The sequence below is a fragment of the Streptomyces sp. NPDC001568 genome, assembly GCF_042893755.1.
Lineage (GTDB): Bacteria > Actinomycetota > Actinomycetes > Streptomycetales > Streptomycetaceae > Streptomyces.
The window spans coordinates 499586-520757 of sequence record NZ_JBIAVF010000002.1 but is presented as its reverse complement, the minus strand read 5'-3'; the positions used below and the strand labels follow the sequence as shown (position 1 = coordinate 520757).

Genomic DNA, 21172 nt, shown 5'->3' with positions numbered 1-21172 from the left:
TGACACCCATATCCCCGACTCGTTCGCAGGTGGCAACATGTGGTCTTGCCGCGCCGGATCACCTGCCTGAATCCGCCGCGCGCCACACCACCATCGCAAAGAACGAGATTGAGGGGGATGGGCTGTGCCTGCTCCACGGATGAGCACGACACCGCTGCCCGGCATCGGCGTGCAGTACGACCTCACCACCCGGGAACACCGGCACCTGTCGGTGATCGCGCACCGGGACGGGACCCGGACGGTGAACGTGTACCGGGCCGACGACCCCGACGCGTGCGCGCAGTCCCTGCACCTGACGGGGGCGGAGACCACGTCCCTGATCGACGCCCTGATGCCCGCGCACCACAGCCCGAACCTGCTGCACACCACCGACTTGGGCCTGGTCGCCGAACGCATCGAACTGTCGGCGCACTCGCACTGGAACGGCCGGGTGCTCGGCGAGACCCGGATGCGGACCGAGACGGGCGTGTCCGTCGTCGCCGTTCTGCGCCGCGCCGAGGCCCGTCCCTCGCCCGCGCCGGACTTCCGCCTCGCGGGCGGCGACACCCTCATCGTGATCGGCACCCGCGAGGGCGTCGACGCGGCCGCCTCGATACTCGGACGGGAGTGATCCGCACGTGCATTCAGCAGTCTTCCTGATCGAATTCGGTGCGATCATCCTCGGCCTGGGTCTGCTGGGCAGACTCGCCGGCCGCTTCCACTTCTCCCCGATCCCCCTCTACCTGCTCGCGGGCCTCGCCTTCGGCACCGGTGGGCTCCTGCCGCTGGGCGCGAGCGAGGAGTTCGTCGCCATCGGCGCCGAGATCGGCGTCATCCTGCTCCTCCTCATGCTGGGTCTCGAGTACACCGCCAGCGATCTGGTGTCGAACCTCAAGACCCAGTACCCCGCGGGTCTCGTCGACTTCACCCTCAACGCCGTACCCGGCGCGGTCGCCGCGCTGCTGATGGGCTGGGGGCCGGTCGCCGCCGTCGTGCTGGCGGGGGTCACCTGGATCTCGTCCTCCGGGGTCATCGCCAAGGTGATGGGGGACCTGGGGCGGCTCGGCAACCGCGAGACGCCGGTCATCCTCAGCATCCTGGTGCTCGAAGACCTGGCCATGGCCGTCTACCTGCCGATCGTCACCGCGCTCCTCGCGGGCGTCGGCCTCGCCGCGGGCAGCCTGACCCTGGCCATCGCCCTCGGCGTCGCGGGCGCCGTCCTGTTCGTCGCCGTCCGCTACGGCCGGGTCATCTCCCGCTTCGTCTCCAGTGACGACCCGGAGAAGCTCCTCCTCGTCGTCCTCGGTCTGACCCTGCTGGTCGCCGGCGTCGCCCAGCAGCTCCAGGTCTCCGCCGCCGTCGGAGCCTTCCTCGTCGGCATCGCCCTCTCCGGTGAGGTCGCCGAGGGCACGCACACCCTGCTCAGCCCGCTGCGGGACCTCTTCGCCGCCGTGTTCTTCGTCTTCTTCGGCCTGCACACGGACCCCGCGAGCATCCCGCCCGTGCTGCTGCCGGCGCTCGCGCTCGCCGTGGTGACCGCACTGACGAAGATCGCCACCGGCTACTGGGCCGCCAAGCGGGCCGGCGTCGGGGTCAACGGGCGCTGGCGGGCCGGGGGTACGCTCGTCGCCCGCGGCGAGTTCTCCATCGTCATCGCGGGCCTCGCCGTCACCGCCGGGATCGAACCCGCGCTGGGGCCGCTCGCCACCGCCTACGTCCTGCTCCTGGTGGTCATCGGACCGCTCACCGCCCGCTGGACCCAGCCCGTGGCGGTATGGCTCACCGGGCGCCGCACGCCGCCCGCCCCGCCCGTGCTCGCCGCGGTGCCCTCACCGGCGAAGTCCCCGGAGACGGTGCCGGACCGGCTTCCGGTCCAGGACCAGGACCCGGCCGGTCGCGCCTGAGCCCGGCCCGCCCGGGGCCCGCGTACGGCTCCGGGCGGGCCCGTGTCACTGCATGCGCAGCGCCGCGGCGAAGTCCATCTTGTCCTCCAGGCGGGTCAGGTTGCGGCCCGTCAGCGACTCGATGCGGGTGATCCGGTAGCGCAGCGAGTTCACGTGCAGGTGCAGCGCCTCCCCGCACCGGGCCCAGGAGCCGTCGTGGTCCAGGAAGGACCGCAGCGTGGGGACCAGGTCACTGTGGTGGCGGCGGTCGTACTCGAGGAGCGGGGACAGCAGCCGGCGGCTGAACGCCCGCCGGGCCTCCGCCGGGATCAGCGGCAGCAGGGACATCACGTGCGAGGCCATGTCGGCGGGGCCGCACACGCCGACGGACGATCCCGGCCCGGTCCCCGCCGTACCCGGCGCCGCCGCCACCCGGCGGGCGTGGCGTGCCTCCGCCAGGGCGTGCCGCAGGTCGGCCGCCTCCTCGACCGGGTCGCCGAGCCCGAAGCTCAACCGCTCACCGTCCCGCAGCGCGAGGGGTAACGCCCCGCCCGCCACGTGCCGTACGGCCCCGGACGTCAGCCCCCCGCCCCGCGCCAGGAGGACGAAGGCCACCGCCTCGCCCGCGTCCCCGGCCGCCGCCACCGCGATCCGGTGCGCGGCGTCGGGCCCCAGGCAGCGCGGGTGCAGCAGTACCTCCTCCAGCAGCTCGGCCACGGGAGCTCCGCCCGTCGGGGTGTCCAGCCGGGCCGTCACCGGTTGCCAGCGGACCGCCTCGTCGGGCCCGTTCGCCGCGGTCAGGGTCGTGGCCAGACGGGCCGCGGCCTCCGTCGCCGCTGCCACACCGCCCCCCGCGGGGGACTCCAACGCGCCGAGCAGCCGCCCCGCGGCCCTCCGCCCGGGGGCGCGGTCGGCGTACCGGCCGGCGCGTTCCACCGCCATGAGGGCGGCCAGCCGTTCCACGAGGTCGATGTGTTCGCCGGGCCAGTCGCCGCTGTCCGCCTCGACCGCCACCAGCCAGTCGGTCGGCGCGGCCGAGGCCGCCGGAGCGGACCGTACGGGGAACAGCGAGTAGGGCGCGGCACGGACCGTCGTGCGGTGCGGGGCCCGCCTTGTGGTCCGCTCGGCGGTCAGGAACCGGCCGGCGAGGGCCGTCGCCGTCTCCTCGGCCAGGGCCGGTCGGGTGCCCGCGACCAGTCGGCCGGTCGGGGACAGCAGGTGGGCACGCAGGTCCAGTTCGGACAGCAGCAGTTCGAGGAGGGCCTCGGCCCCGCCGCCCGTGCGGCCGGTCGCCGTCAGTCGCCGGTGTCGGTCCACCAGCGCCGCCAGGTTCCCGAGCCGCGCCCCGGCCTGCCGGCGGGCGACGAACTCGGCGATGGAGGTGAAGGAGACGTCCACGCCGATCGCCAGCAGCGGCAGTCCGTGCCGGGTGCAGGCCTCCTCCAACGCGCTGGGCACGTGCCCGAACTCGGCCTCGCCCGCGCCCAGTGCGGCGGCGCCGGCCTCCACGAGGATCCGCACGAAGGCGTCGGTGCGCTCGGGATCCTGCCGTAGCCAAATCAGCCCGGTCAGCACGAGGTCGCCGGGAGAGACGAACCGCCGCGGGTCCGGCAGGTCGATGGTCACCGTGCGGTGCACGGGCCGGTCGAGCGCGTCACCGCCGTCCCGACCGTCCCGGCCACCCCGACCGTCGTCGACGAGCCGAAGGAGCCGGGACGAGATCACATCGCGCAACTGCATGGCCCCAGCCTGTCATGACCCCGCCCGCGGCCCCGGTGCGGACCACATGGTGGGCGAGGTAAAGAAAGCTTGACACGATGTCGTGAGTCCTTGACACTCCACGTGTCTGGTTTTCTTGACATGAGCGGTGGTGGTGGCAGTGGCGGTGGAAGAGAAACGTGCCTGGATCATGCTGGTGGTCGCGGTGACCTCGTACGCGGTGTACCTGTGGTGCGTACTGGAGCGCCCCGCCGGGGTGGCGCTGGATCAAGCGCCCTACGCGGCCGCCCTGTTGTGGACGGTCGGGCTGTCGATCGCCGCCTCCGTCGCGGGGCACGTCGCGGTGGCGGCCTTCGCCTCCGCGGAGGACAACACCAAGGACCGGCGGGACCGGGAGATCCACCGGTTCGGCGAGTACGTCGGCCAGTCGTTCGTCGTGATCGGCGCGGTCGCCGGACTCCTGCTGGCGATGGTCGAGGCCGCGCCCTTCTGGATCGCCAACGCGATCTACCTGGCCTTCGTCCTGTCGTCGGCCCTCGGCTCCACGGTCAAGATCGTCTCCTACCGGTTCGGATTCCACCCGTGGTGAAGCCGACGAGGGTCACCAACACCATCCGGGCCCGGCGCTTCGCCCACGGCGAGATGACCCAGGCCGAACTCGCGCGCCGCATCGGCGTCAGCCGGCAGACGGTCATCGCCATCGAGCAGGGCCGCTACTCGCCCTCCCTGGAGATGGCCTTCCAGATCGCCGCGGTGTTCGGCCTCCCGCTCGACAGCGTCTTCCAGTACGCGGGCGGTTCCACCACGCCCGACACGCCCGCCACGCCCGCACCTTCGGGTGACGAGGGAGGAACCCCATGAGAGCGATCGTCCAGGACGTCTACGGGCCGCCCGAGGTGCTGCGCCTGGAGGACGTGCCCCGGCCCGTGCCCGGTCGGGGCGAGGTGCTCCTGCGGGTGCACGCCGCCGGCGTCGACCAGGGCGTCTGGCACCTGATGACCGGCCGGCCCCACCTGATCCGCGCCGCCGGCTTCGGTCTGCGCAAACCCAGGAACCGGGTCCGAGGCCTGGACGTCGCGGGCCGGGTCGAGGCCGTCGGTCCCGGCGTCACCCGCTTCGGCCCGGGCGACGAGGTGTACGGCATCTGCGACGGCTCGTTCGCGGAGTACGCCTGTGCCAAGGAGGACCGCCTCGCCCCCAGGCCCGCAGGACTCACCCCCGAACAGGCGGCCGCCGTACCGGTGTCGGCCGTCTCGGCCCTCCAGGCGCTGCGCGGCACCGGCCGCCTCCGACCCGGCGGGAGCGTCCTGGTCATCGGGGCGGCGGGCGGCGTCGGATCGTACGCCGTGCAACTCGCCAAGGCCCTCGGGGCCGGCCACGTCACCGGGGTGTGCAGCGCCGGCAAGGCGGACCTGGTCCGCTCGCTCGGCGCCGACGACACCGTCGACTACGCCACCGAGGATCCCGTCGACGGCGCCCGGCGCTACGACCTCGTCCTCGACATCGCCGGGAACCGCCCGCTGCGGAGCCTGCGCAGGGCGCTCGCCCCGCGCGGCACCCTCGTCATCGTCGGCGGCGAGAGCGAGGGCCGCTGGATCGGCGGCAACGACCGCCAACTGCGGGCCCTGCTGCTGTCCCCCTTCGTACGGCACCGCCTGCGGGCCCTCGCGTCCGCGGTCCGCGCGGACGATCTGCTCGCCCTGGCCGAGTTCATCGACTCGGGCGCGCTCGTCCCGGCCGTCGACCGGACGTACGCCCTGGCCGAGGTTCCGGACGCGATAACGCAGCTGCGGGCAGGTCGGGTACGGGGCAAGGTCGTCATCCGGGTGTGACGCGGGCCCGCCCCCGCTACTGTTGCCGCCCGTCGTGCCCCGGACCGTCGAGCAGGCGGGCCGCCGCCGCGCGCATCTCCACCTTGCGGATCTTCCCGGTGACGGTCATCGGGAACTCGTCCACGACGTGCACGTAGCGCGGGATCTTGAAGTGGGCCAGCCGTCCGTGGCAGTACGCGCGGACGGCGTCCGCTGTCAGCGGCTCGGCCCCCTCGCGCATCCGCACCCAGGCCATCAGCTCCTCACCGTACTTGGGGTCGGGCACACCGATCACCTGGACGTCCAGCACGTCCGGGTGGGAGTGCAGGAACTCCTCGATCTCGCGCGGGTAGAGGTTCTCGCCGCCCCGGATCACCATGTCCTTGATCCGGCCGGTGATGGCGAGGTAGCCCTCCCCGTCCATGACCGCCAGGTCCCCGGTGTGCATCCAGCCCTCCGGGTCCACGGCCTCGGCCGTCTTCTCCGGCTCGCCCCAGTAGCCGAGCATGACCGAGTAGCCCCGCGTGCACAGCTCGCCCGGAGTCCCGCGCGGCACCACCCGGCCGGTGTCGGGATCGATCACCTTGACCTCCAGGTGCGGGCCTACCCGGCCCACCGTGGAGACCCGGCGCTCCACCGGATCGTCCGCCCGGGTCTGCGTGGACACCGGGGAGGTCTCCGTCATTCCGTAGCAGATCGACACCTCCGTCATCCCCATCCGCTCGATGACCTCGTTCATCACCTCGACCGGGCAGGGCGAGCCGGCCATGATGCCGGTCCGCAGGCTCGACAGGTCGTACCCCTCGAAGCCCGGGGCGGCCAGTTCCGCGATGAACATGGTGGGCACCCCGTACAGGGAGGTGCACCGCTGCGCCTCGACCGCCGCCAGGGTGGCCACCGGGTCGAAGGCGGGTGCGGGGATCACCATCGCCGCACCGTGGCTGGTGCAGGCGAGGTTTCCCATGACCATGCCGAAACAGTGGTAGAAGGGCACCGGGACGCAGACCCGGTCCTGCTCGGTGTAGCCGCAGGACTCCCCGACGAAGAAACCGTTGTTGAGGATGTTGCGGTGCGAGAGCGTGGCGCCCTTCGGGAAGCCCGTGGTGCCCGAGGTGTACTGGATGTTGATCGGATCGTCCGGGTTCAGGGCGGCCTGCGCCCGGACCAGCGCGGCCCGATCGGCCGTTCGCCCCCGGGCGAACAGCGAGTGCCACAAGGGTCCGTCCAGCAGGGCGACGAACTCCAACCCGGCGCGGCGGGAGCGCACCTCCTCGATCATCGCCGCGTAGTCGGAGGACTTGAAGCGTTCCGCCGCGACCAGCAGTCGGATCCCCGACTGGCCCAGGACGTACTCCAACTCGTGCGAGCGGTAAGCGGGGTTGACGGTGACGAGGATCGCCCCGATCTTCGCGGTGGCGTACTGGACCAGCGTCCACTCGGCGCGGTTGGGGGACCAGATGCCGACCCGGTCGCCCTTGACGATGCCCAGGTCCAGCAGCCCGAGGGCGAGGGCGTCCACGTCGGCCGCCAGCTCCGCGTACGTCCACGTGCGGCCGGCGGCCACGTCGACGAGGGCGTCGCGCTCAGGATGCGCGCGCACCGTACGGTCGAGGTTGTCCCCGATCGTCTCGTCCAGCAGTGGAACCTCCACGCTTCCGGACGCACAACTCGACGCGACGGACACACGTACCTCCTGGACTCACCGCCGCCGCCGCGGTGGTGGCGGCAGCGGACGGGCGACGGGCTGACGACGGGCGTGCGCGCGGCCCCGGTGGGCCCGGCGCGCCCATGATCCTCTCCAGGGCGCCCCGGGCCAACCCCCTGGGCCGTCGCCTGAGACCTACAGGCCGAACCGGGCCGCGTACGTCGTCGCACCCGCGGCCGTATCGCCCGCCCAGCCGACGTAGCCGTCGGGGCGGATCAGGAACACCCCGTCCCCGTAGGCCCCGTACGAGGGGATCCGCACGGCGCGGACGGCGGGCGAGTCCCGGAGCCCGGTTCCGGGGGTGGTGGTGTCCGGGCCGACGGTCAGCAGGGTCCAGTGCGGGCCCCTGAACTCCGTGAAGAGGCGAACGCCGTCGCGCAGTCCGTCGGGCGCCCGGTCGCCCGCCCGAAGGGCCTCCTCGGGCAGGCCCGCGCGCGTCTCGACCGCGAGTGACGAATCCCGGTAGCCGAGGCCGAGTTGGCTGGTGGCCCCGCCGCGCCGGGTCTCGCCGCGATGGACCCGGGTCGACAGGCCGAGCATGTCGGCGGCGACGGGCAGGCGTTCCTCCTCGTAGGTGTCGAGCAGGGCCTCGGGGGCGCCGCCGCTCAGGACCGCGCCCAGCTTCCAGCCGAGGTTGTACGCGTCCTGGACGCTGGTGTTGAGGCCCTGGCCGCCCGCGGGCGAATGCACGTGCGCGGCGTCGCCGGCGAGGAAGACGCGGCCCGCCCGGAACCGGTCCGCCATCGCGGCCCGCGGCCTGAAGTCGGAGGCCCACCTGACCTCGGTCACGTCGGTGGGCGCGAGGTGCGAGCGGGCGGCGACGGCCGTGCGGATGCCGTCGAGGGAGAGGTCGGGCTCGCCCTCGGGGAACTGCGCCATCACCTGGAAGTCGTCCGTACCGGCCAGCGGGCAGACGGAGAGGTAGCCCCCACCGGGCGCCGGCGGGAAGAGGTGCCAGTGGTCGCGGTCCAGGCCGGTGATCCGGACGTCCGCCACCAGCATGGCTGAGGGGTCGACGGTCTCCCCGGTCATGCCGATGCCCAGGGTGCGCCGCACCGCGGACCGGCCGCCGTCCGCGGCGACGGCGTACCGCGCGCGGACGGGCGCGCCGGACGCGAAGCGGGCCGTCACCCCGTCCGCGTCCTGGGACAGGCCGACCAGCTCCCGGCCGAACGCGACCGCCGCGCCCAGCTCGCGCAGGCGGCCGTGGAGGATCTCCTGCGTCCGCCACTGCGGCACCATCCAGGGCGTCGCGTACGGCGAGCCCTCGTCCGGCTCGCCCGGGTCGAACATCGCGTGCTCGCCCTGCCGGGCCCCGTCCTGCCAGACCATGCCGACCGGGTACGGGGCTCCGGCCGCGCGGACGGCGTCGTGCAGGCCCAGGTCGTCGAGCACCTCCAGGGTGCGGGGCTGGAGCCCTTTGCCGCGCGAGCCGGGGAACAGGCGGTCGGCCCGTTCGACGACGAGGGCGCGCACCCCGCGCCGGGCGAGGTCGACGGCGAGGGCGAGCCCGGTCGGGCCGGCGCCGACGACGAGCACATCGGTGTCCTGATGCACGGGAATCTCCTTAACGCTGTTAAGTGGCTACCGTCCGAGAGTGCACTTAACGGTGTTAAGCTGTCAAGCGTGGCAACGAGGAGAACCCCCAGGCTGGACAAGAGGCAGGCCGTCGACACGGCGCTGCGGCTGCTGAACGAGGTCGGGCTCGACGGCCTGACCCTGCGCGCGATCGCCAAGGAGTTGGACGTCCAGGCGCCCGCCCTCTACTGGCACTTCAAGAACAAGCAGGAACTGCTCGACGAGATGGCCACGGAGATGTATCGCCGGATGGCCGCGGCGGAGCCGCCCGCGCCGGACGCCACATGGCAACAGCGCCTCACGGCGACCAGTGCGGGCCTGCGCGCCGTGCTGCTCGGCTACCGGGACGGCGCCAAGGTCTACAGCGGCTCGCGCTTCACCGGCACCGAGCACGCCGTCCGGATGGAGGAGAACCTCCGCGCGTTCGTCGATGCCGGATTCACCCTCCCCCAGGCCGTCCGGGCCACGTCCACGGCCTACTTCTTCACCCTCGGCTTCGTCACCGAGGAGCAGGGCGTCGAGCCCGTCGCGGGTGAGCGCCGCGAGGGCTACGACGTCGACGAACGCGCGGCGCGGATGGCCGACTTCCCCCTCGCCGCGGCTGCGGGCGCCGAGCTCTTCCAGGACTACGGAACGGGTTTCGAGGAGAGCCTGCGCCTGCTGATCGCGGGCATCGAGGCGCGGTACGGCATCGCCTGACCCCGCCCGGTCGCCGCCCCGCGGGGGCGGACCCTCACTCCGGGCGCAGGCTCATCACCAGGTCGCGTGGCAGGCCGTGGGTGTCGTGCAGGTAGTGGAAGTCGCCTTCCTCCAGCGGACCCCGGAACCGGGGCCGGGCCAGTACCCGCCGGCCGCGCTCGAGGAGCCGGCCGAAGCGCCGCTCCTCCTCCAGCAGGATCCGGCGCACCTCGCCCGGGTCCACGTCCTGCCGGAAGTGGTCCAGGGTGTGCCGCAGCAACTCGTCCGGCAGGTCACCGAGACCACGCGAGCGCTCGCCGCGCCACAGCACGGTGAGGACCCGCCGCACGAGCCGGCGCAGTACGTAGCCCCGGCCGGTGCCGGCCGGGCGGACCCCGTCGCCGATCACGACGACGGCGGAGCGCAGGTGGTCCTGGACCAGGCGCAGGGACGGCTCGTCCAGGGCCCACAAGGCCGGTACGAGGCGGCGCCAGGGGTCGAACACGTCGCAGTCGAACACCGAGGTGCGGCCCTGGAGCAGGGCGGCCAGGCGTTCCAGACCGAGTCCGGTGTCGACGTTGCGCTGGGGCAACGGGACCAGCGAGCCGTCGTCGAGCCGGCGGTGGCGCATCATCACGTGGTTCCACACCTCCACCCAGCGGTCGTCGCCGGTGGGGGTGGACGTCGGTGGGGTGTCACCGGTCCACAGGAAGATCTCCGAGTCGGGTCCGCACGGGCCGGTCGGCCCGTTCGACCACCAGTTGTCCTCGACGGTGGGCTCCACGGGAACCCCGAGGCCCTGCCACAGCTCCAGGGAGGCGGTGTCCGGGCCGATCCGGTCGTCGCCGCCGAAGACCGTGGCGTGCAGCCGTCCCGGATCGACGCCCAGCCCTTCGGTGAGCAGCCCGTACCCCCACTCCAGGCTCTGCGGGCCCTCGTAGTCGCCCAGCGACCAGGTGCCGAGCATGTCGAAGACCGTCAGGTGGGTGGCGTCGCCGACCTCCTCCAGGTCCGTGGTGCGCAGGCAGCGCTGGGTGTTGACCAGCCGGCTGCCCAGCGGGTGGGGGCGCCCCTCCAGGTGGGGGGTGAGCGGGTGCATGCCGGAGGTGGTGAACAGGACCGGATCGCCGGGCGGCGGCAGCAGCGTCGAGCCGCCGATGAGGCGGTGGCCGCGCTCCTGGAAGTATTCGACGAACGTGCGGACCACGTGTTCCGTCTGCATTGGGGTGGCTCCTTCGCGTGGGGCGGGGAGGCACCGGACGACGGGAACCGCGAAGGCGGGGGATCCGGACGAGGAAACGTCACGGGAGCCACCGGCGGACCGTTGTCCGGTCGCCGGGGGAGGGGGAACGTCAGGCGGCGGCCGGCGAGCTGGTCGCTCGCGCGGTCGCGGTGGTGGTTCGGCCGGTGACGTTCATGGGATCGACGGTAGCGGGCCCCCTGCGCCGCGGCACCCGAATTTCGGCGTGGGGGGCTCGCACGTACGGGGGCGGCGGGGTGCGTTCCGCACTCCGCCGCCCGCCGGGGTCGGCGCACCGGGATCAGCGCACCGGGCCCGTATCCGCCTCGCGGTGCATGCCCGTGCACAGGGCCCAGATGATGAAGACGTTGATGGCGATCAGCACCAGCGCCCACAGGGGGTAGTACGGCAGCCAGAGGAAGTTGGCGATCGCGCCCAGGCCCGCGATGGCCACGCCGAAGTAGCGCGCCCACAGGGCGCCGCTGAGCACCGCGCAACCGGCGAGGACGAGGATGGCACCGAGGATCACGTGGATCCAGCCCCAGCCCGTCAGGCTGAGCCGGAACACGTAGTGGCGGGTCATCAGGAACAGGCCGTCGCGCGAGATGGCCGCGATCCCCTCGAAGATCGCCATGATGCCGCCGAAGATCATCAGTGCGGCGGCGAAGACGGTGGTCCCGGACGTGTGCGCGTGCGTGGGGCTCGGGTGCGCGCGCCCTGGTTGGGGTCGGGTGGCGTCACTGGCCATGTGGGTCTCCTCGGATGGCAGAGCCGGACGAGCAGCCGGGACGGGTGATCCCCCGATTCAGCGTGGCACAGGGCCATGGCGTCGGCACTCCGGCCGGGAGGAGGCGGTGGCGGGGCCGCGCGTGTCGACGCCGACGCACGAATTCGAGCGTATGTTCGGATCCAGGGGTATCGTGGAACCATGCACGCGCTCCAGGGCTCCCTCTTCGACCAGACCGACGAGATCCGACTCGGCCCGCTCGCCGGGATGCGACGCACGCACCTCGGCGCCGGGGCCTGGGTGGACCGGCTGCCCGGCTGGCTGACCGGAGCCGACGCCCTCTTCGAGAGCCTCGCCGGCGAGGTCCCGTGGCGCGCCGAACGCCGGCAGATGTACGAACGCGAGGTCGAAGTGCCCCGGCTGCTCGCGTTCTACGGGGACGGCGCGGAACTGCCCCACCCCGTCCTCACCGAAGCCCGCACGGCGCTCGGCCGGCACTACGCCGCCGAGCTGAACGAACCCTTCGTCACCGCCGGTCTGTGCCTCTACCGCGACGGCCGCGACAGCGTCGCCTGGCACGGCGACCGCACCGGCCGCTCCGCGACGCAGGACACCATGGTCGCGATCCTCTCCGTCGGTGATCCCCGCGACCTCGTACTGCGCCCGCGCGACGGCGGCGCCACCCTGCTCCGGCTGCCCCTGGGCCACGGCGACCTCGTCGTCATGGGCGGCTCCTGCCAGCGGACCATGGAGCACGCCGTCCCCAAGACGCTCCGCGCCGTCGGCCCCCGGATCAGCGTCCAGTTCCGCACCCGCGGCGTCATGTGAGGACACGGCGCGCCGCCGCCCCGGGCGCCGCCGCGTTGAGGTGTCATGGGACCCGCCCGAACCGCACCCCTCGCGAGCCGGATGGGATCGAAAGCCGGTGAACATGAGCGTCGAACCCGACCGGGGCCGATGGGCCGGCCTCACGCCCGCTGCCGGCGGCGTCGTCATGGCCGCCGGCATCCTCTCCGTCGGCCTGGACCTCGTCGGCCGCACCTGGATCTCCCTCGTGGCGCTCGCCGCCGCCGGCGCGCTGTGGCTGGTACTGGCCGCAGACTTCGCGGGCCTGCTCGTCGCCGACCGCGGCCGGTTCCGGGCCGAGGCCTACACCCCCTCCGCCCTCACCGCGGTCGCCGCCACCACCGTGATCGGCACCCGCGTCGCGCAGCTCGACCGGCCGGCCGCGCAGAGCGTCGCCACCGCGCTCCTGGTACTCGCCGCCGTCCTGTGGCCCGGGCTGCTCGGCGCCGTCGTCCGGCACTGGCGCCGACGGATGCCCGGCGCCGCCTTCCTGGCCTGCGTCGCCACCCAAGGCCTCGCCGTACTCGCCGCCACCCTGGCCGACAGCCGGCACGTCGAGTGGCTCGCCCGCGCCGCCCTGGCCTGCTTCTGCCTCGGCCTGCTGCTCTACGCGCTGGCCCTGCCCCGCTTCGACTTCCGGGAGGTCACCGGCGGGGCGGGCGACCACTGGGTGGCCGGCGGAGCCCTGTCCATCACGGCCCTGGCGGGCGCGAAACTCACCGCCTCCCCCCTCTGGACCGGCGCCGCGCACACCGCGCTGCGCACCCTCACCCTGGCCTGCCTCGCCGTTTCCCTCGTCTGGTACGCCGTCCTCCTCGCCGCCGAAGTGCGCAGCCCCCGACCGCACTACGACATCCGCCGCTGGTCGACCGTCTTCCCGCTCGGCATGACCGCCACGGCCTGCCTGTCCGCCGCGGCCGCCACCGGTCCGGGGTGGCTGCGTCCGCTGGGCGAGGTGCTGCTCTGGATCGCGGTCGGAGCGTGCGTCCTCACGTGCGCGGCCTTCTGCCTGTCCCGCCGGGGCGGCCGGTCCCGCCCCGGCCCCGGTTCCGGCGCACCCGGGCCCTGACGCCGTACCGGGCCCGTGCGGGCGCACCGCACGGGAGGCGGGCCGGCCCTTCCGGTGGCGGGACGCGGGGGCACTCAGTAGGGTCCCGGCATGGCGTACACGTTCCAGGTGACCATCGACTCCACGGACCCGCACCCGCTCGCCGACTGGTGGGCCGAGGCCCTCGGCTGGGAAGTGGAGCCCAGTGACGAACAGTTCATCCGCGGCGTGATCGCGGCGGGGCACGCGAGCGACGAGGACACCACCACCCACCGCGGCGTGCTGGTCTGGAAGCTCGGCGCGGCCATCCGCCACCCCGAGGGGCTCGAACAGGCGCCGCGCGTCCTGTTCCAGTTGGTGCCGGAGCCCAAGACCGTGAAGAACCGGGTCCACCTCGACGTCCGCATCGGCGAGGACGACCCGCAGGGCGTCGTCGACCGACTCCTCGCCATGGGCGCCACCCACCTGCACGAAGCGGCCCAGGGCCCCTTCCGCTGGACCACCCTCGCCGATCCCGAGGGCAACGAGCTCTGCATCACGTACTGACGGGACGTAGGCTGCCCGCGTGAACGTCATCCTCCTCGGCGCAACCGGCATGATCGGGCGGGGCGTCCTGCGCGAATGCCTGCGCGACGACGCCGTCACCGGCGTCCTGGCGATCGGGCGCACCCCGCTCGGCGTCAGCCACCCCAAGCTGCGCGAAGTCGTACAGCCGGACCCGTCCGACCTGTCGGCCCTCGCCGCCGAGCTGCCCGACCACGACGCCTGCTTCTTCTGCCTCGGCGTCTCCTCCGTCGGCATGAAGGAGGAGGAATACCGCCGCGTCACCCACGACCTGACGCTCGCCGTGGCCCGGCCGCTCGCCGCCGCCAACCCCCGGCTCACCTTCGTCTACGTCTCCGGCGAAGGCACCGACAGCACCGGCCGGGGGCGCTCCATGTGGGCCCGGGTCAAGGGTCGAACCGAGAACGACCTCCTGGAACTCCCCTTCAGGGCCTACATGTTCCGCCCCGGGATCGTCCAGCCCGTCCGCGGGGTGCCTTCGAAGACCCGGCTCTACCGCACCCTCTACACCGTCACCGCGCCGCTGATCGCGGTGCTCCGGCGGATCAATCCGAACCTCGTCACCACCACCGAGGACCTCGGCCGCGCCATGATCGCCGTCGCCGCTCGAGGTGACGGGGTCCCCGGGCGCGAGGTCCCCGGCCGCATCCTGCGCCCCCGGGACATCAACCGCCTGGGCGCCGCTCCGACCAGGCATAATTGACTACCGGACACCCCCTCCCACAGGCGAGAATGAGCCATCTCAAACCGGGAGGAACCCATGAGCCAGGACCACCTGACTCTGCATGACCTGGTGCCCGCCCAGGCACTGGCCGAGTCGATCGCCGCAGGGTACGTCACCCGCAAGCCGCACCCCGAACTGCCGCTGTCGATCTACACCTACACCAGGTCGGCCCAGTACGAAGGCGTCTGGAACCAGGTCACCACACGGTGCCGCGGACTCGTCGCCGACGACAGCACCGGCGCCGTCGTCGCCCTGCCGCTGCCGAAGTTCTTCAACGTCGGCGAGCACGAGGCCGGCATGCCCTACGCGCCCGCCCTCCCGGACGAGCCGTTCGAGGTGTACGACAAGGTCGACGGCAGCCTCGCCGTCGTCTTCCACTACGCGGACCGCTGGCGGGTCGCCTCCAAGGGATCCTTCGTCAGCACCCAGGCCACCTGGGCCCAGCGGCGCCTCGACGGCAAGGACACCGGCGCGCTGCGCCCGGGCGTCACCTACCTCGCGGAGATCCTGTACCCGCAGAACCGCATCGTCGTGAACTACGGCGAGCGCCGCGACCTCGTCCTGCTCGCCGCCTTCGGTCCGGACGGAACCGAGGTCCCCCTCGCCGAGGCCGCCACCCACTGGGACGGCGTCGGCTCCGTCGTCAAGGTGTGGCCCGCCATGCCGCTGGGCGAGCTGATGGCGCTGACGGAGTCCAACACCATGCCCGGCGGCGCGCCCGCCACCGGCACCGACGCCGAGGGCTTCGTGCTGCGCTTCGCCTCCGGCGTGCGCGCCAAGGCCAAGCTGTCCGAGTACGTCCGGCTCCACCACGTCCTCACCGGCGTCAACGAGCGCGACATCTGGCGCGGCCACGGCATCCAGCGGTTCGCCGACGTGCCCGCCAAGCGGCTCGCGCAGGGCCTCAACTGCACCGTCGCCGAGGTCGAGGCCTCGGGCGGCAAGCCGTTGGACGCCCTGCTGGAGCAGGTGCCCGACGAGTTCGACGCCTGGGTCCGCGAAGTGATCGCGCGCCTGGAGCAGCAGGCGGCGGAGCACGAACGGGCCATCGACGAGGCCTACGCGGGCCTCGCACACCTGGCCGCCGACCGGGGCGCCTTCGCCCGCGCCGTGAAGGAACTGCCGAACCGGGACCTCCGCCCGGCGATGTTCCTGCGGCTCGACGGCCGGCCGACCGAACTCGCCGGCTGGCGACACGTACGCCCCGACGTGGCCGACGCCTACACCACCGACGAGGAGGGCGCGGAGGGGCCCGCCGGCACTCCCCGTCCCGTGCCCGGGGACTCGCCGCGCGCCGTCGTACCGGCCGCGGCCCGACCGACGGCCCCCGCCGGTCGGCAGTCCGTCGTGCGGAACTCCGCAGCGGGCGAGGCCGCTCCGCGGGAAGCCGCGGACGGCGACGGGGCCGGGGCGACCGTGCTGCCCGTCGTGCACCTCATGACGGGACTGCCGGCCTCCGGCAAGACGACCGCCGCCCGCGCGCTGCAGGCGCGGTCGGGCGGCCGGATGCGGCGCGTCAACCTCGATGACCTGCGGGCCATGCTCGACCTGCCGGACCCCGAGCGGAGCCGGTCCTTCGCCCACGAGCAGACCGTCCTGGAGATCCAGGACGCGGCCGTCCGCGCCGCCGTCGACGGCGGGTTCGACGTGGTCGTCGACAACACCCACCTGACCAAGAACATCCCGAAGCGACTCAAGGCGGCGGTCGGCGGCCTCGCCACCTTCGTCGTGCACGACTTCACCGACGTGCCCCTGGAGGAGTGCCTGCGCCGGGACGCCGCCCGGGAACGCCAGGTCGGCGAGGAGATCATCCGGATCCTGGCGGACAAGCACCAAAAGGCCCGCAAGGGCGGCTGGCGGCTCACCGCGGAGTGGATGAACGGCGGTTCCGGCGGGGCGGCCCTGCCCGCCGTGCGGCCCTACGTCCCCGACCCGGCGCTGCCCTCCGCGGTCATGTGCGACATCGACGGGACCCTCGCGCTGATCGGCAACCGGGGACCGTACGACTTCTCGCGCTGCGAACTCGACCTGCTCAACGAGCCGGTGAGCCGCGCCCTGGACGCCTTCCGGCGGGCCGACGGCGACGTGATCGTGCTGCTGTCGGGGCGCAGCGAGGAACACCGGCCGCAGACGGAGTCCTGGCTGCGGAGCCACCGGGTGCCCTACGACGAGCTGTGGATGCGGGCCGCCGGGGACGTGCGCCGCGACGACGTGGTCAAGGCGGAGCTCTTCGACGCGCACGTGCGCGACCGCTACGCGGTCCGCGTCTCGCTCGACGACCGGGACCGCGTCGTGGCGATCTGGCGCCGGATGGGCCTGCCGACCTGGCAGGTCAACTACGGCGACTTCTGAGGGGTGACGCCGTGACGGTCCTCATCGTGGACGCCGCGAACGTGGTGGGGTCCGTCCCCGACGGCTGGTGGCGGGACCGGCGCGCCGCCGCCGAGCGGCTGCGCGACCGGCTCGCGCTGCGGGACGCGGGGGAGGAGATCATCCTCGTGGTCGAGGGCGCCGCCCGGGGCGTCCCGTCCGTGCCCGGGGTACGGGTGGACGAGGCCCCCGGCAGCGGTGACGACCGGATCGTCGAGCTGGCCGCGGCCCACGCGGGCCGCGGCTGCGTCGTGGTCACGGCGGACCGTGAACTGCGCGAGCGGGTGCGGGCGTACGGAGCCGAGTGCGCGGGGCCCCGGAGCGTACGCCCGCCGCAATGACCCGGAAGGTCAGCGGCACCACTTCACGGGCGTGATGTTGTTGACGTAACGGGCGGAGACCCAGGCCTCCCGGTGGTCCATGCGGCGCTCGTCGCCGCGGGGGCCGTCCGACTCGTCGCCGCGGACCGGCTCGCCGTTCATGTCCTCCTGGCGGTCCTTGCGGTCCAGGAGGTACCAGAGGTCGTTCCCGTCGACGCGCTCACCGCGCTGCTTGCACTCGATCGCCAGCTTCTGGTTCGGGTACACCTTGCCCAGCTCGTACCCGCGCGTGCTCGGCTTGCTGCGGACCTTGAGCGGCCCGCGGGAGACGACCTTGCCCAGGGCGTGGCGCGGCTTGGGGTAGATGACCGGCCCGCCGGTCTGGACGTCGTCGTACACGTCTTCCTGCGCGGGCCGGTCGCCGAACGGACCCTCGTCCGCGACGGAGACGCCCGCACCGACCAGGCCGAGCACCAGGCTTCCGGCGGCGAGAGCGAGGATGGTCCTGGTGGGCTTCAGCATGAGCCGCTCCTCTACGAAGACTTCCGCCCGGCCCGCGACGCGCGGCCCGGGGCGGCAACCAGGCGGCTGCCAGGGACGACTATGGCGAGGCGACGCCGCCTGGGCCGTCCGACGCACCGCCCTTTAGCCCGATATGCCCAATGCGCGACCGGGGTCGGGATGGCGCGCCGGCGGCCCCACAGGCTGTCCGGTCTCCGGGCGAGCCGTTCCGGTAGGGGGCAACTGCCCTTCCTACTCAGGTGATCGGGTTCACGTACTCAGGCGGCCGGCCCCCCGCGCCGGCTACGGTGTGCGGAACAGGGGGAACCGACGGCAGTTCAGGGGGCGGTCATGCGTCGTGCGAGGGCGTTGGCGGGAGCAGGGGCACTGGGCGGGGCGCTCGTGGCGTCCCTGCTCCTGGCCGGGTGCGGTACGGACGCAGGCGGGGCCGAGCCGGGGCCCGGTCCCACCGGGACGGCCGCCACGGCGAAGCCCTCCGGGACGGTCGCCGGCGCACCGCCCGCCGGGACGCCCGTGCCGCTCCCCTCGGGCTCGACGCCTCCCGGGACCCTGCCGACCGCGTACACCTTCACCGCCGACCCGGCGCGCGTCCCGCGCACCGCCGAGGACGCGCGCCGGTTCACCCGGGCCGCCGCGCTGGACCCGGACTCCTGGTCGGCCGGCCTGGTCCGGCACGACCCGTACGAGGGCGGTGGCGACCGGCCCGTCCTGTCGGCCGATTGCGCGTGGTCGCGCGGACCGCTGCCCGCCGACGTGCTCGACAGCCACACCCGCAGGATCGACATGCCGGCCAAGGACGGCAAGGGCCGCGTCCTCGGCTCCGTGACGCTCACCGTGCACCGCGACCAGGCCTCCGCGGACCGCGACATGCAGGACACGGTGCAGCAGAGCTTCCGCTGCCCCGACCAGGACCTGGGCGGCGGGCAGTTCCTGCGCGGCCTGATGTCCATGCACCAGCCGAAGGAGTCGGTCCTGAACGCCGACGCCTCCCTGTTCGAGTCCGGAAAGTTCGTTTCGGCCGAATCGGGCGGCGCCGGCGCACCGCAGGGCTACGTGTGGACCAAGTCCCGGATCGGCAGCGTCGTGATGGCCCTCTCCGTCAAGGGCGCGCAGGGGTACGAGACCCGCGACCTGCTCCTGCTGGCCGCCGAGGGCGCCGCCAAGGCCCTGTACCGCATCGAACTGGAGCTGAAGTGAGCCGCCGAGCCACCGCACGGGGCGGGAGCGCCCGCTGATGCGGCCCCTGCACGCCGTCGACCCGGCCCGGGTCGGCGGCTACCGCATCCTCGGCCGCCTCGGCGCGGGCGGGATGGGCGTCGTCCTGCTCGGCCGCTCCGCCGGCGGCGCGCTCGCCGCCGTCAAACTCGTCCGCGCCGAGTACGCCGACGACCCCGCCTTCCGGGTGCGCTTCCGCCGCGAGGTGGCCATCGCCCGCCGGGTGCGCAGCCCCTGGGCCGTGCCCGTCGTCGACGCCGACACGGAGGCCGCCGCGCCCTGGCTGGCCACGGAGTTCGTGCCCGGGCCGCCGCTGAGCGACGCCGTCGCCCGGACCGGTGGACTACCGCCCGACAGCGTGCGCTTCCTCGGGGCGCGGCTCGCGGAGGCCCTCGGTGCCGTCCACGGCGCCGGCCTGGTGCACCGCGACGTCAAGCCCGCGAACGTCCTGCTCGCCACCGACGGACCCCGACTCATCGACTTCGGGATCGCCCGGGCCCTGGACGACACCGTGCTGACCGCCACCGACGTCGTCATCGGATCCCCGGGCTTCCTGTCCCCGGAACAGGCACAGGGCGGCCGCATCGGGCCGCCGAGCGACATCTTCGCGCTGGGCTGCGTCCTGGCGTACGCGGTCACCGGACGCCGACCCTTCGGTTCGGGACCCGTCGAAGCCATGCTCTTCCGCACCGTCCACGACACCGCCGACACCGTCGGGATCCCGCACGACCTGCTGCCCGTCATCGCCGGCTGCCTCGCCAAGGCACCCGCCGACCGGCCGACGGCCGAGGGGCTCCGTCAGGCCCTGACCGGGGACCTGCCCGGCCCCTGGCTCCCCGCGCCGCTGCTCCAACTGATCGCGGAACGCTCGGCGCGGATGCTGCAACTCCCCGACATCGAACCGACCCGCCCGACGGCTCCCGTGCCCGGCCCCGACGCCGCCCCGGGCACCCAGGCACCGCCGCCCGCCGACCCGGCCCCGCCCGCGGCCGTCCCGGTGCGTCCCGCACCGCGCCGCCGTACCGTCCTCGCCGCGGCCGCGCTGACCCTGACGGCCGGTGGCGGCGCGGCCGCCTGGTTCGCACGGCGCCCCGACCCGCCCCGGGAGCCCGAAGCGCGCCCCGAGCGACCCACCCTCGCCATCGGCCTCCAGGCCGACCTGACCGGCCCCGGCCGGGCCGTCGGCGAGGCCCAGCGCGACGGCGCCCGACTGGCCGTGGAGGAGCTCACCGGCCGCACCGAACTGCCCTTCGCCTACCGGCTGTCCGAGACCGACGACCGGGGCGCGGCCGGTCCCGCTGCCGCGGCGGCCGAGGGCTTCGCCGCCGACGCCTCGGTGGTGGCCGTACTCGCGGCCACCGGAGGGCCGGCCGTCGCCGCCGCGCTCGGCCACTACGACCGGGCGGGCCTGCCCCTCCTCAGCGCCTCCGACGGGGACACCACGCGGATCAACCGCGTCTTCACCTGCCTGCGGCCCAACGACGCCTACCAGATGCGGCCCGTCGTGGAATACCTGACCGGACGCGACCGGGGCACGACGATGATCGTGGACGACGGGACCCCGTACGGCTGGCAGACCACCCGTGCCCTCAGCGAGGCCCTGCGCGCGGGCAAACGGCCCGTCACCCCGGCGACGGTGGCGGCGGACGCCGACCACGCGGCGGTCGCCCGGGACGCCGCCGGTGCGGGCGCGGTGCTCTACGGCGGCGGTCCCGCCGGCGCGGCCCGCTTCGCCCGGGCCCTGGCCGGAACGGGCTACCGGGGCAGGGTGATCGGCACCCGGGCGGTGCACGACCCGCTGTTCCTCGCGGAGGCGGCCGGGAGCGCGGAGGGCTGGCTGGTGGTCTCCACCGCCGTGGATCCGTCCGCCGCTCCCTCGGCCCGGGCCTTCGACGCCGCCTACCGGGCCCGGCACGGCCGCCCGGCCCCGCTGCACGCGGCCGAGGCCTACGACGCGGTGCACCTGTTGGCCCGGTGCGCGCAGGGCCTGGGCCGCAGCCGGGTGGAACGCGGTGACCTGCTCGCGACGGTGCGCGCGACGACGTACGAGGGGGTGTCCAAGAAGTACGCCTTCGAAGCGGCGAACGGTACCTTCACCGGCGACGGCGGCCTGTACTTCTACACGGTCTCCTCGGGCCGGTTCCGGCTGCTCGGGGACCGCCCGACGGTCTGGCCCGCGTGACGGCGCGGTCCGTGCGGGGCGGACAGAACCGGCCGGAACTGGCCGATACGCGAGCACCCTT

20 protein-coding genes are annotated in these 21172 nt (G+C 73.8%); 14 read left to right on the top strand and 6 right to left on the bottom strand.

Annotation, left to right across the window (positions count from 1 at the left end):
- Window positions 1-139 precede the first annotated feature (139 nt).
- A complete protein-coding gene (locus ACFY0I_RS05460) occupies window positions 140-610 on the top strand; it encodes a cation:proton antiporter regulatory subunit (protein ID WP_281209480.1) in 471 nt (156 codons plus the stop codon).
- A 7-nt stretch (window positions 611-617) separates the two neighbouring features.
- Window positions 618-1883: a cation:proton antiporter gene (locus tag ACFY0I_RS05455; protein WP_388890481.1), complete on the top strand. Its 1266-nt coding sequence runs from the start codon at window positions 618-620 to the stop codon at window positions 1881-1883.
- Window positions 1884-1928: 45 nt separating this feature from the next.
- Here the strand turns inward: ACFY0I_RS05455 and ACFY0I_RS05450 are convergent, their stop codons facing one another.
- Window positions 1929-3602 carry a PucR family transcriptional regulator ligand-binding domain-containing protein gene (locus tag ACFY0I_RS05450; RefSeq protein ID WP_388890478.1) on the bottom strand — a complete coding sequence of 558 codons (1674 nt, stop codon included), beginning with the start codon at window positions 3600-3602 and terminating at the stop codon, window positions 1929-1931.
- Window positions 3603-3747: 145 nt separating this feature from the next.
- Between ACFY0I_RS05450 and ACFY0I_RS05445 the strand changes: the two genes are divergently transcribed.
- The 3 genes from ACFY0I_RS05445 to ACFY0I_RS05435 are packed head-to-tail and all read left to right on the top strand — an operon-like array spanning window position 3748 to window position 5413.
- A complete protein-coding gene (locus ACFY0I_RS05445) occupies window positions 3748-4170 on the top strand; it encodes a hypothetical protein (RefSeq protein WP_388890476.1) in 423 nt (140 codons plus the stop codon).
- Complete coding sequence (locus ACFY0I_RS05440) at window positions 4164-4442, top strand: helix-turn-helix transcriptional regulator (protein WP_388890474.1); 279 nt, start codon at window positions 4164-4166, stop codon at window positions 4440-4442. Before ACFY0I_RS05445 ends, ACFY0I_RS05440 begins: the two co-directional genes overlap by 7 nt.
- A complete protein-coding gene (locus tag ACFY0I_RS05435) occupies window positions 4439-5413 on the top strand; it encodes an NAD(P)-dependent alcohol dehydrogenase (protein ID WP_388890472.1) in 975 nt (324 codons plus the stop codon). Before ACFY0I_RS05440 ends, ACFY0I_RS05435 begins: the two co-directional genes overlap by 4 nt.
- A 16-nt stretch (window positions 5414-5429) precedes the next feature.
- On the opposite strand, the gene ACFY0I_RS05430 is transcribed toward ACFY0I_RS05435, so the two are convergent.
- The gene (locus ACFY0I_RS05430; protein WP_388890470.1) at window positions 5430-7076 is read right to left on the bottom strand and encodes an AMP-binding protein; all 1647 of its coding nucleotides are present in this window, start codon (window positions 7074-7076) and stop codon (window positions 5430-5432) included.
- Window positions 7077-7232: 156 nt separating this feature from the next.
- Window positions 7233-8654 (bottom strand): FAD-dependent oxidoreductase, encoded by a 1422-nt coding sequence (locus tag ACFY0I_RS05425; RefSeq protein ID WP_388890467.1) that lies wholly within the window; start codon window positions 8652-8654, stop codon window positions 7233-7235.
- Window positions 8655-8723: 69 nt separating this feature from the next.
- Between ACFY0I_RS05425 and ACFY0I_RS05420 the strand changes: the two genes are divergently transcribed.
- A complete protein-coding gene (locus ACFY0I_RS05420; RefSeq protein ID WP_388890465.1) occupies window positions 8724-9374 on the top strand; it encodes a TetR/AcrR family transcriptional regulator C-terminal domain-containing protein in 651 nt (216 codons plus the stop codon).
- Between the two features lie 34 nt (window positions 9375-9408).
- Here the strand turns inward: ACFY0I_RS05420 and ACFY0I_RS05415 are convergent, their stop codons facing one another.
- Both ACFY0I_RS05415 and ACFY0I_RS05410 read right to left on the bottom strand, forming a co-directional pair.
- Window positions 9409-10575, bottom strand: coding sequence for an alanine--tRNA ligase-related protein (locus tag ACFY0I_RS05415; RefSeq protein ID WP_388890463.1), 1167 nt, complete (start codon window positions 10573-10575; stop codon window positions 9409-9411).
- 319 nt (window positions 10576-10894) lie between these two features.
- Entirely contained in the window at window positions 10895-11341 is a 447-nt protein-coding gene (locus ACFY0I_RS05410) for a hypothetical protein (RefSeq protein ID WP_388890461.1), read from the bottom strand.
- 180 nt (window positions 11342-11521) lie between these two features.
- Here ACFY0I_RS05410 and ACFY0I_RS05405 point away from each other — a divergent pair, with 180 nt between their 5' ends.
- From ACFY0I_RS05405 to ACFY0I_RS05380, 6 genes are all read left to right on the top strand, one after another.
- Window positions 11522-12148: an alpha-ketoglutarate-dependent dioxygenase AlkB gene (locus ACFY0I_RS05405; RefSeq protein WP_388890459.1), complete on the top strand. Its 627-nt coding sequence runs from the start codon at window positions 11522-11524 to the stop codon at window positions 12146-12148.
- A gap of 103 nt (window positions 12149-12251) precedes the next feature.
- Entirely contained in the window at window positions 12252-13235 is a 984-nt protein-coding gene (locus tag ACFY0I_RS05400; RefSeq protein WP_388890456.1) for a tellurite resistance/C4-dicarboxylate transporter family protein, read from the top strand.
- A 90-nt stretch (window positions 13236-13325) separates the two neighbouring features.
- Window positions 13326-13760 (top strand): VOC family protein, encoded by a 435-nt coding sequence (locus ACFY0I_RS05395; RefSeq protein ID WP_388890455.1) that lies wholly within the window; start codon window positions 13326-13328, stop codon window positions 13758-13760.
- A gap of 19 nt (window positions 13761-13779) precedes the next feature.
- Window positions 13780-14481, top strand: a complete 702-nt coding sequence (locus ACFY0I_RS05390; RefSeq protein WP_388890452.1) for an epimerase — start codon at window positions 13780-13782, stop codon at window positions 14479-14481.
- Window positions 14482-14538: 57 nt separating this feature from the next.
- On the top strand, window positions 14539-16854 hold the full coding sequence (locus ACFY0I_RS05385) for an AAA family ATPase (RefSeq protein ID WP_388890449.1): 2316 nt from the start codon (window positions 14539-14541) through the stop codon (window positions 16852-16854).
- Between the two features lie 11 nt (window positions 16855-16865).
- Complete coding sequence (locus ACFY0I_RS05380; RefSeq protein ID WP_388890447.1) at window positions 16866-17213, top strand: NTP pyrophosphohydrolase; 348 nt, start codon at window positions 16866-16868, stop codon at window positions 17211-17213.
- A gap of 9 nt (window positions 17214-17222) precedes the next feature.
- Here the strand turns inward: ACFY0I_RS05380 and ACFY0I_RS05375 are convergent, their stop codons facing one another.
- Entirely contained in the window at window positions 17223-17714 is a 492-nt protein-coding gene (locus ACFY0I_RS05375; protein WP_388890444.1) for a hypothetical protein, read from the bottom strand.
- A gap of 330 nt (window positions 17715-18044) precedes the next feature.
- Here ACFY0I_RS05375 and ACFY0I_RS05370 point away from each other — a divergent pair, with 330 nt between their 5' ends.
- Together ACFY0I_RS05370 and ACFY0I_RS05365 are read left to right on the top strand one after the other, a co-directional pair.
- Window positions 18045-18911 (top strand): hypothetical protein, encoded by an 867-nt coding sequence (locus ACFY0I_RS05370; protein ID WP_388890441.1) that lies wholly within the window; start codon window positions 18045-18047, stop codon window positions 18909-18911.
- 37 nt (window positions 18912-18948) lie between these two features.
- Window positions 18949-21111, top strand: a complete 2163-nt coding sequence (locus tag ACFY0I_RS05365) for a bifunctional serine/threonine-protein kinase/ABC transporter substrate-binding protein (RefSeq protein WP_388890437.1) — start codon at window positions 18949-18951, stop codon at window positions 21109-21111.
- Window positions 21112-21172: the final 61 nt, after the last annotated feature.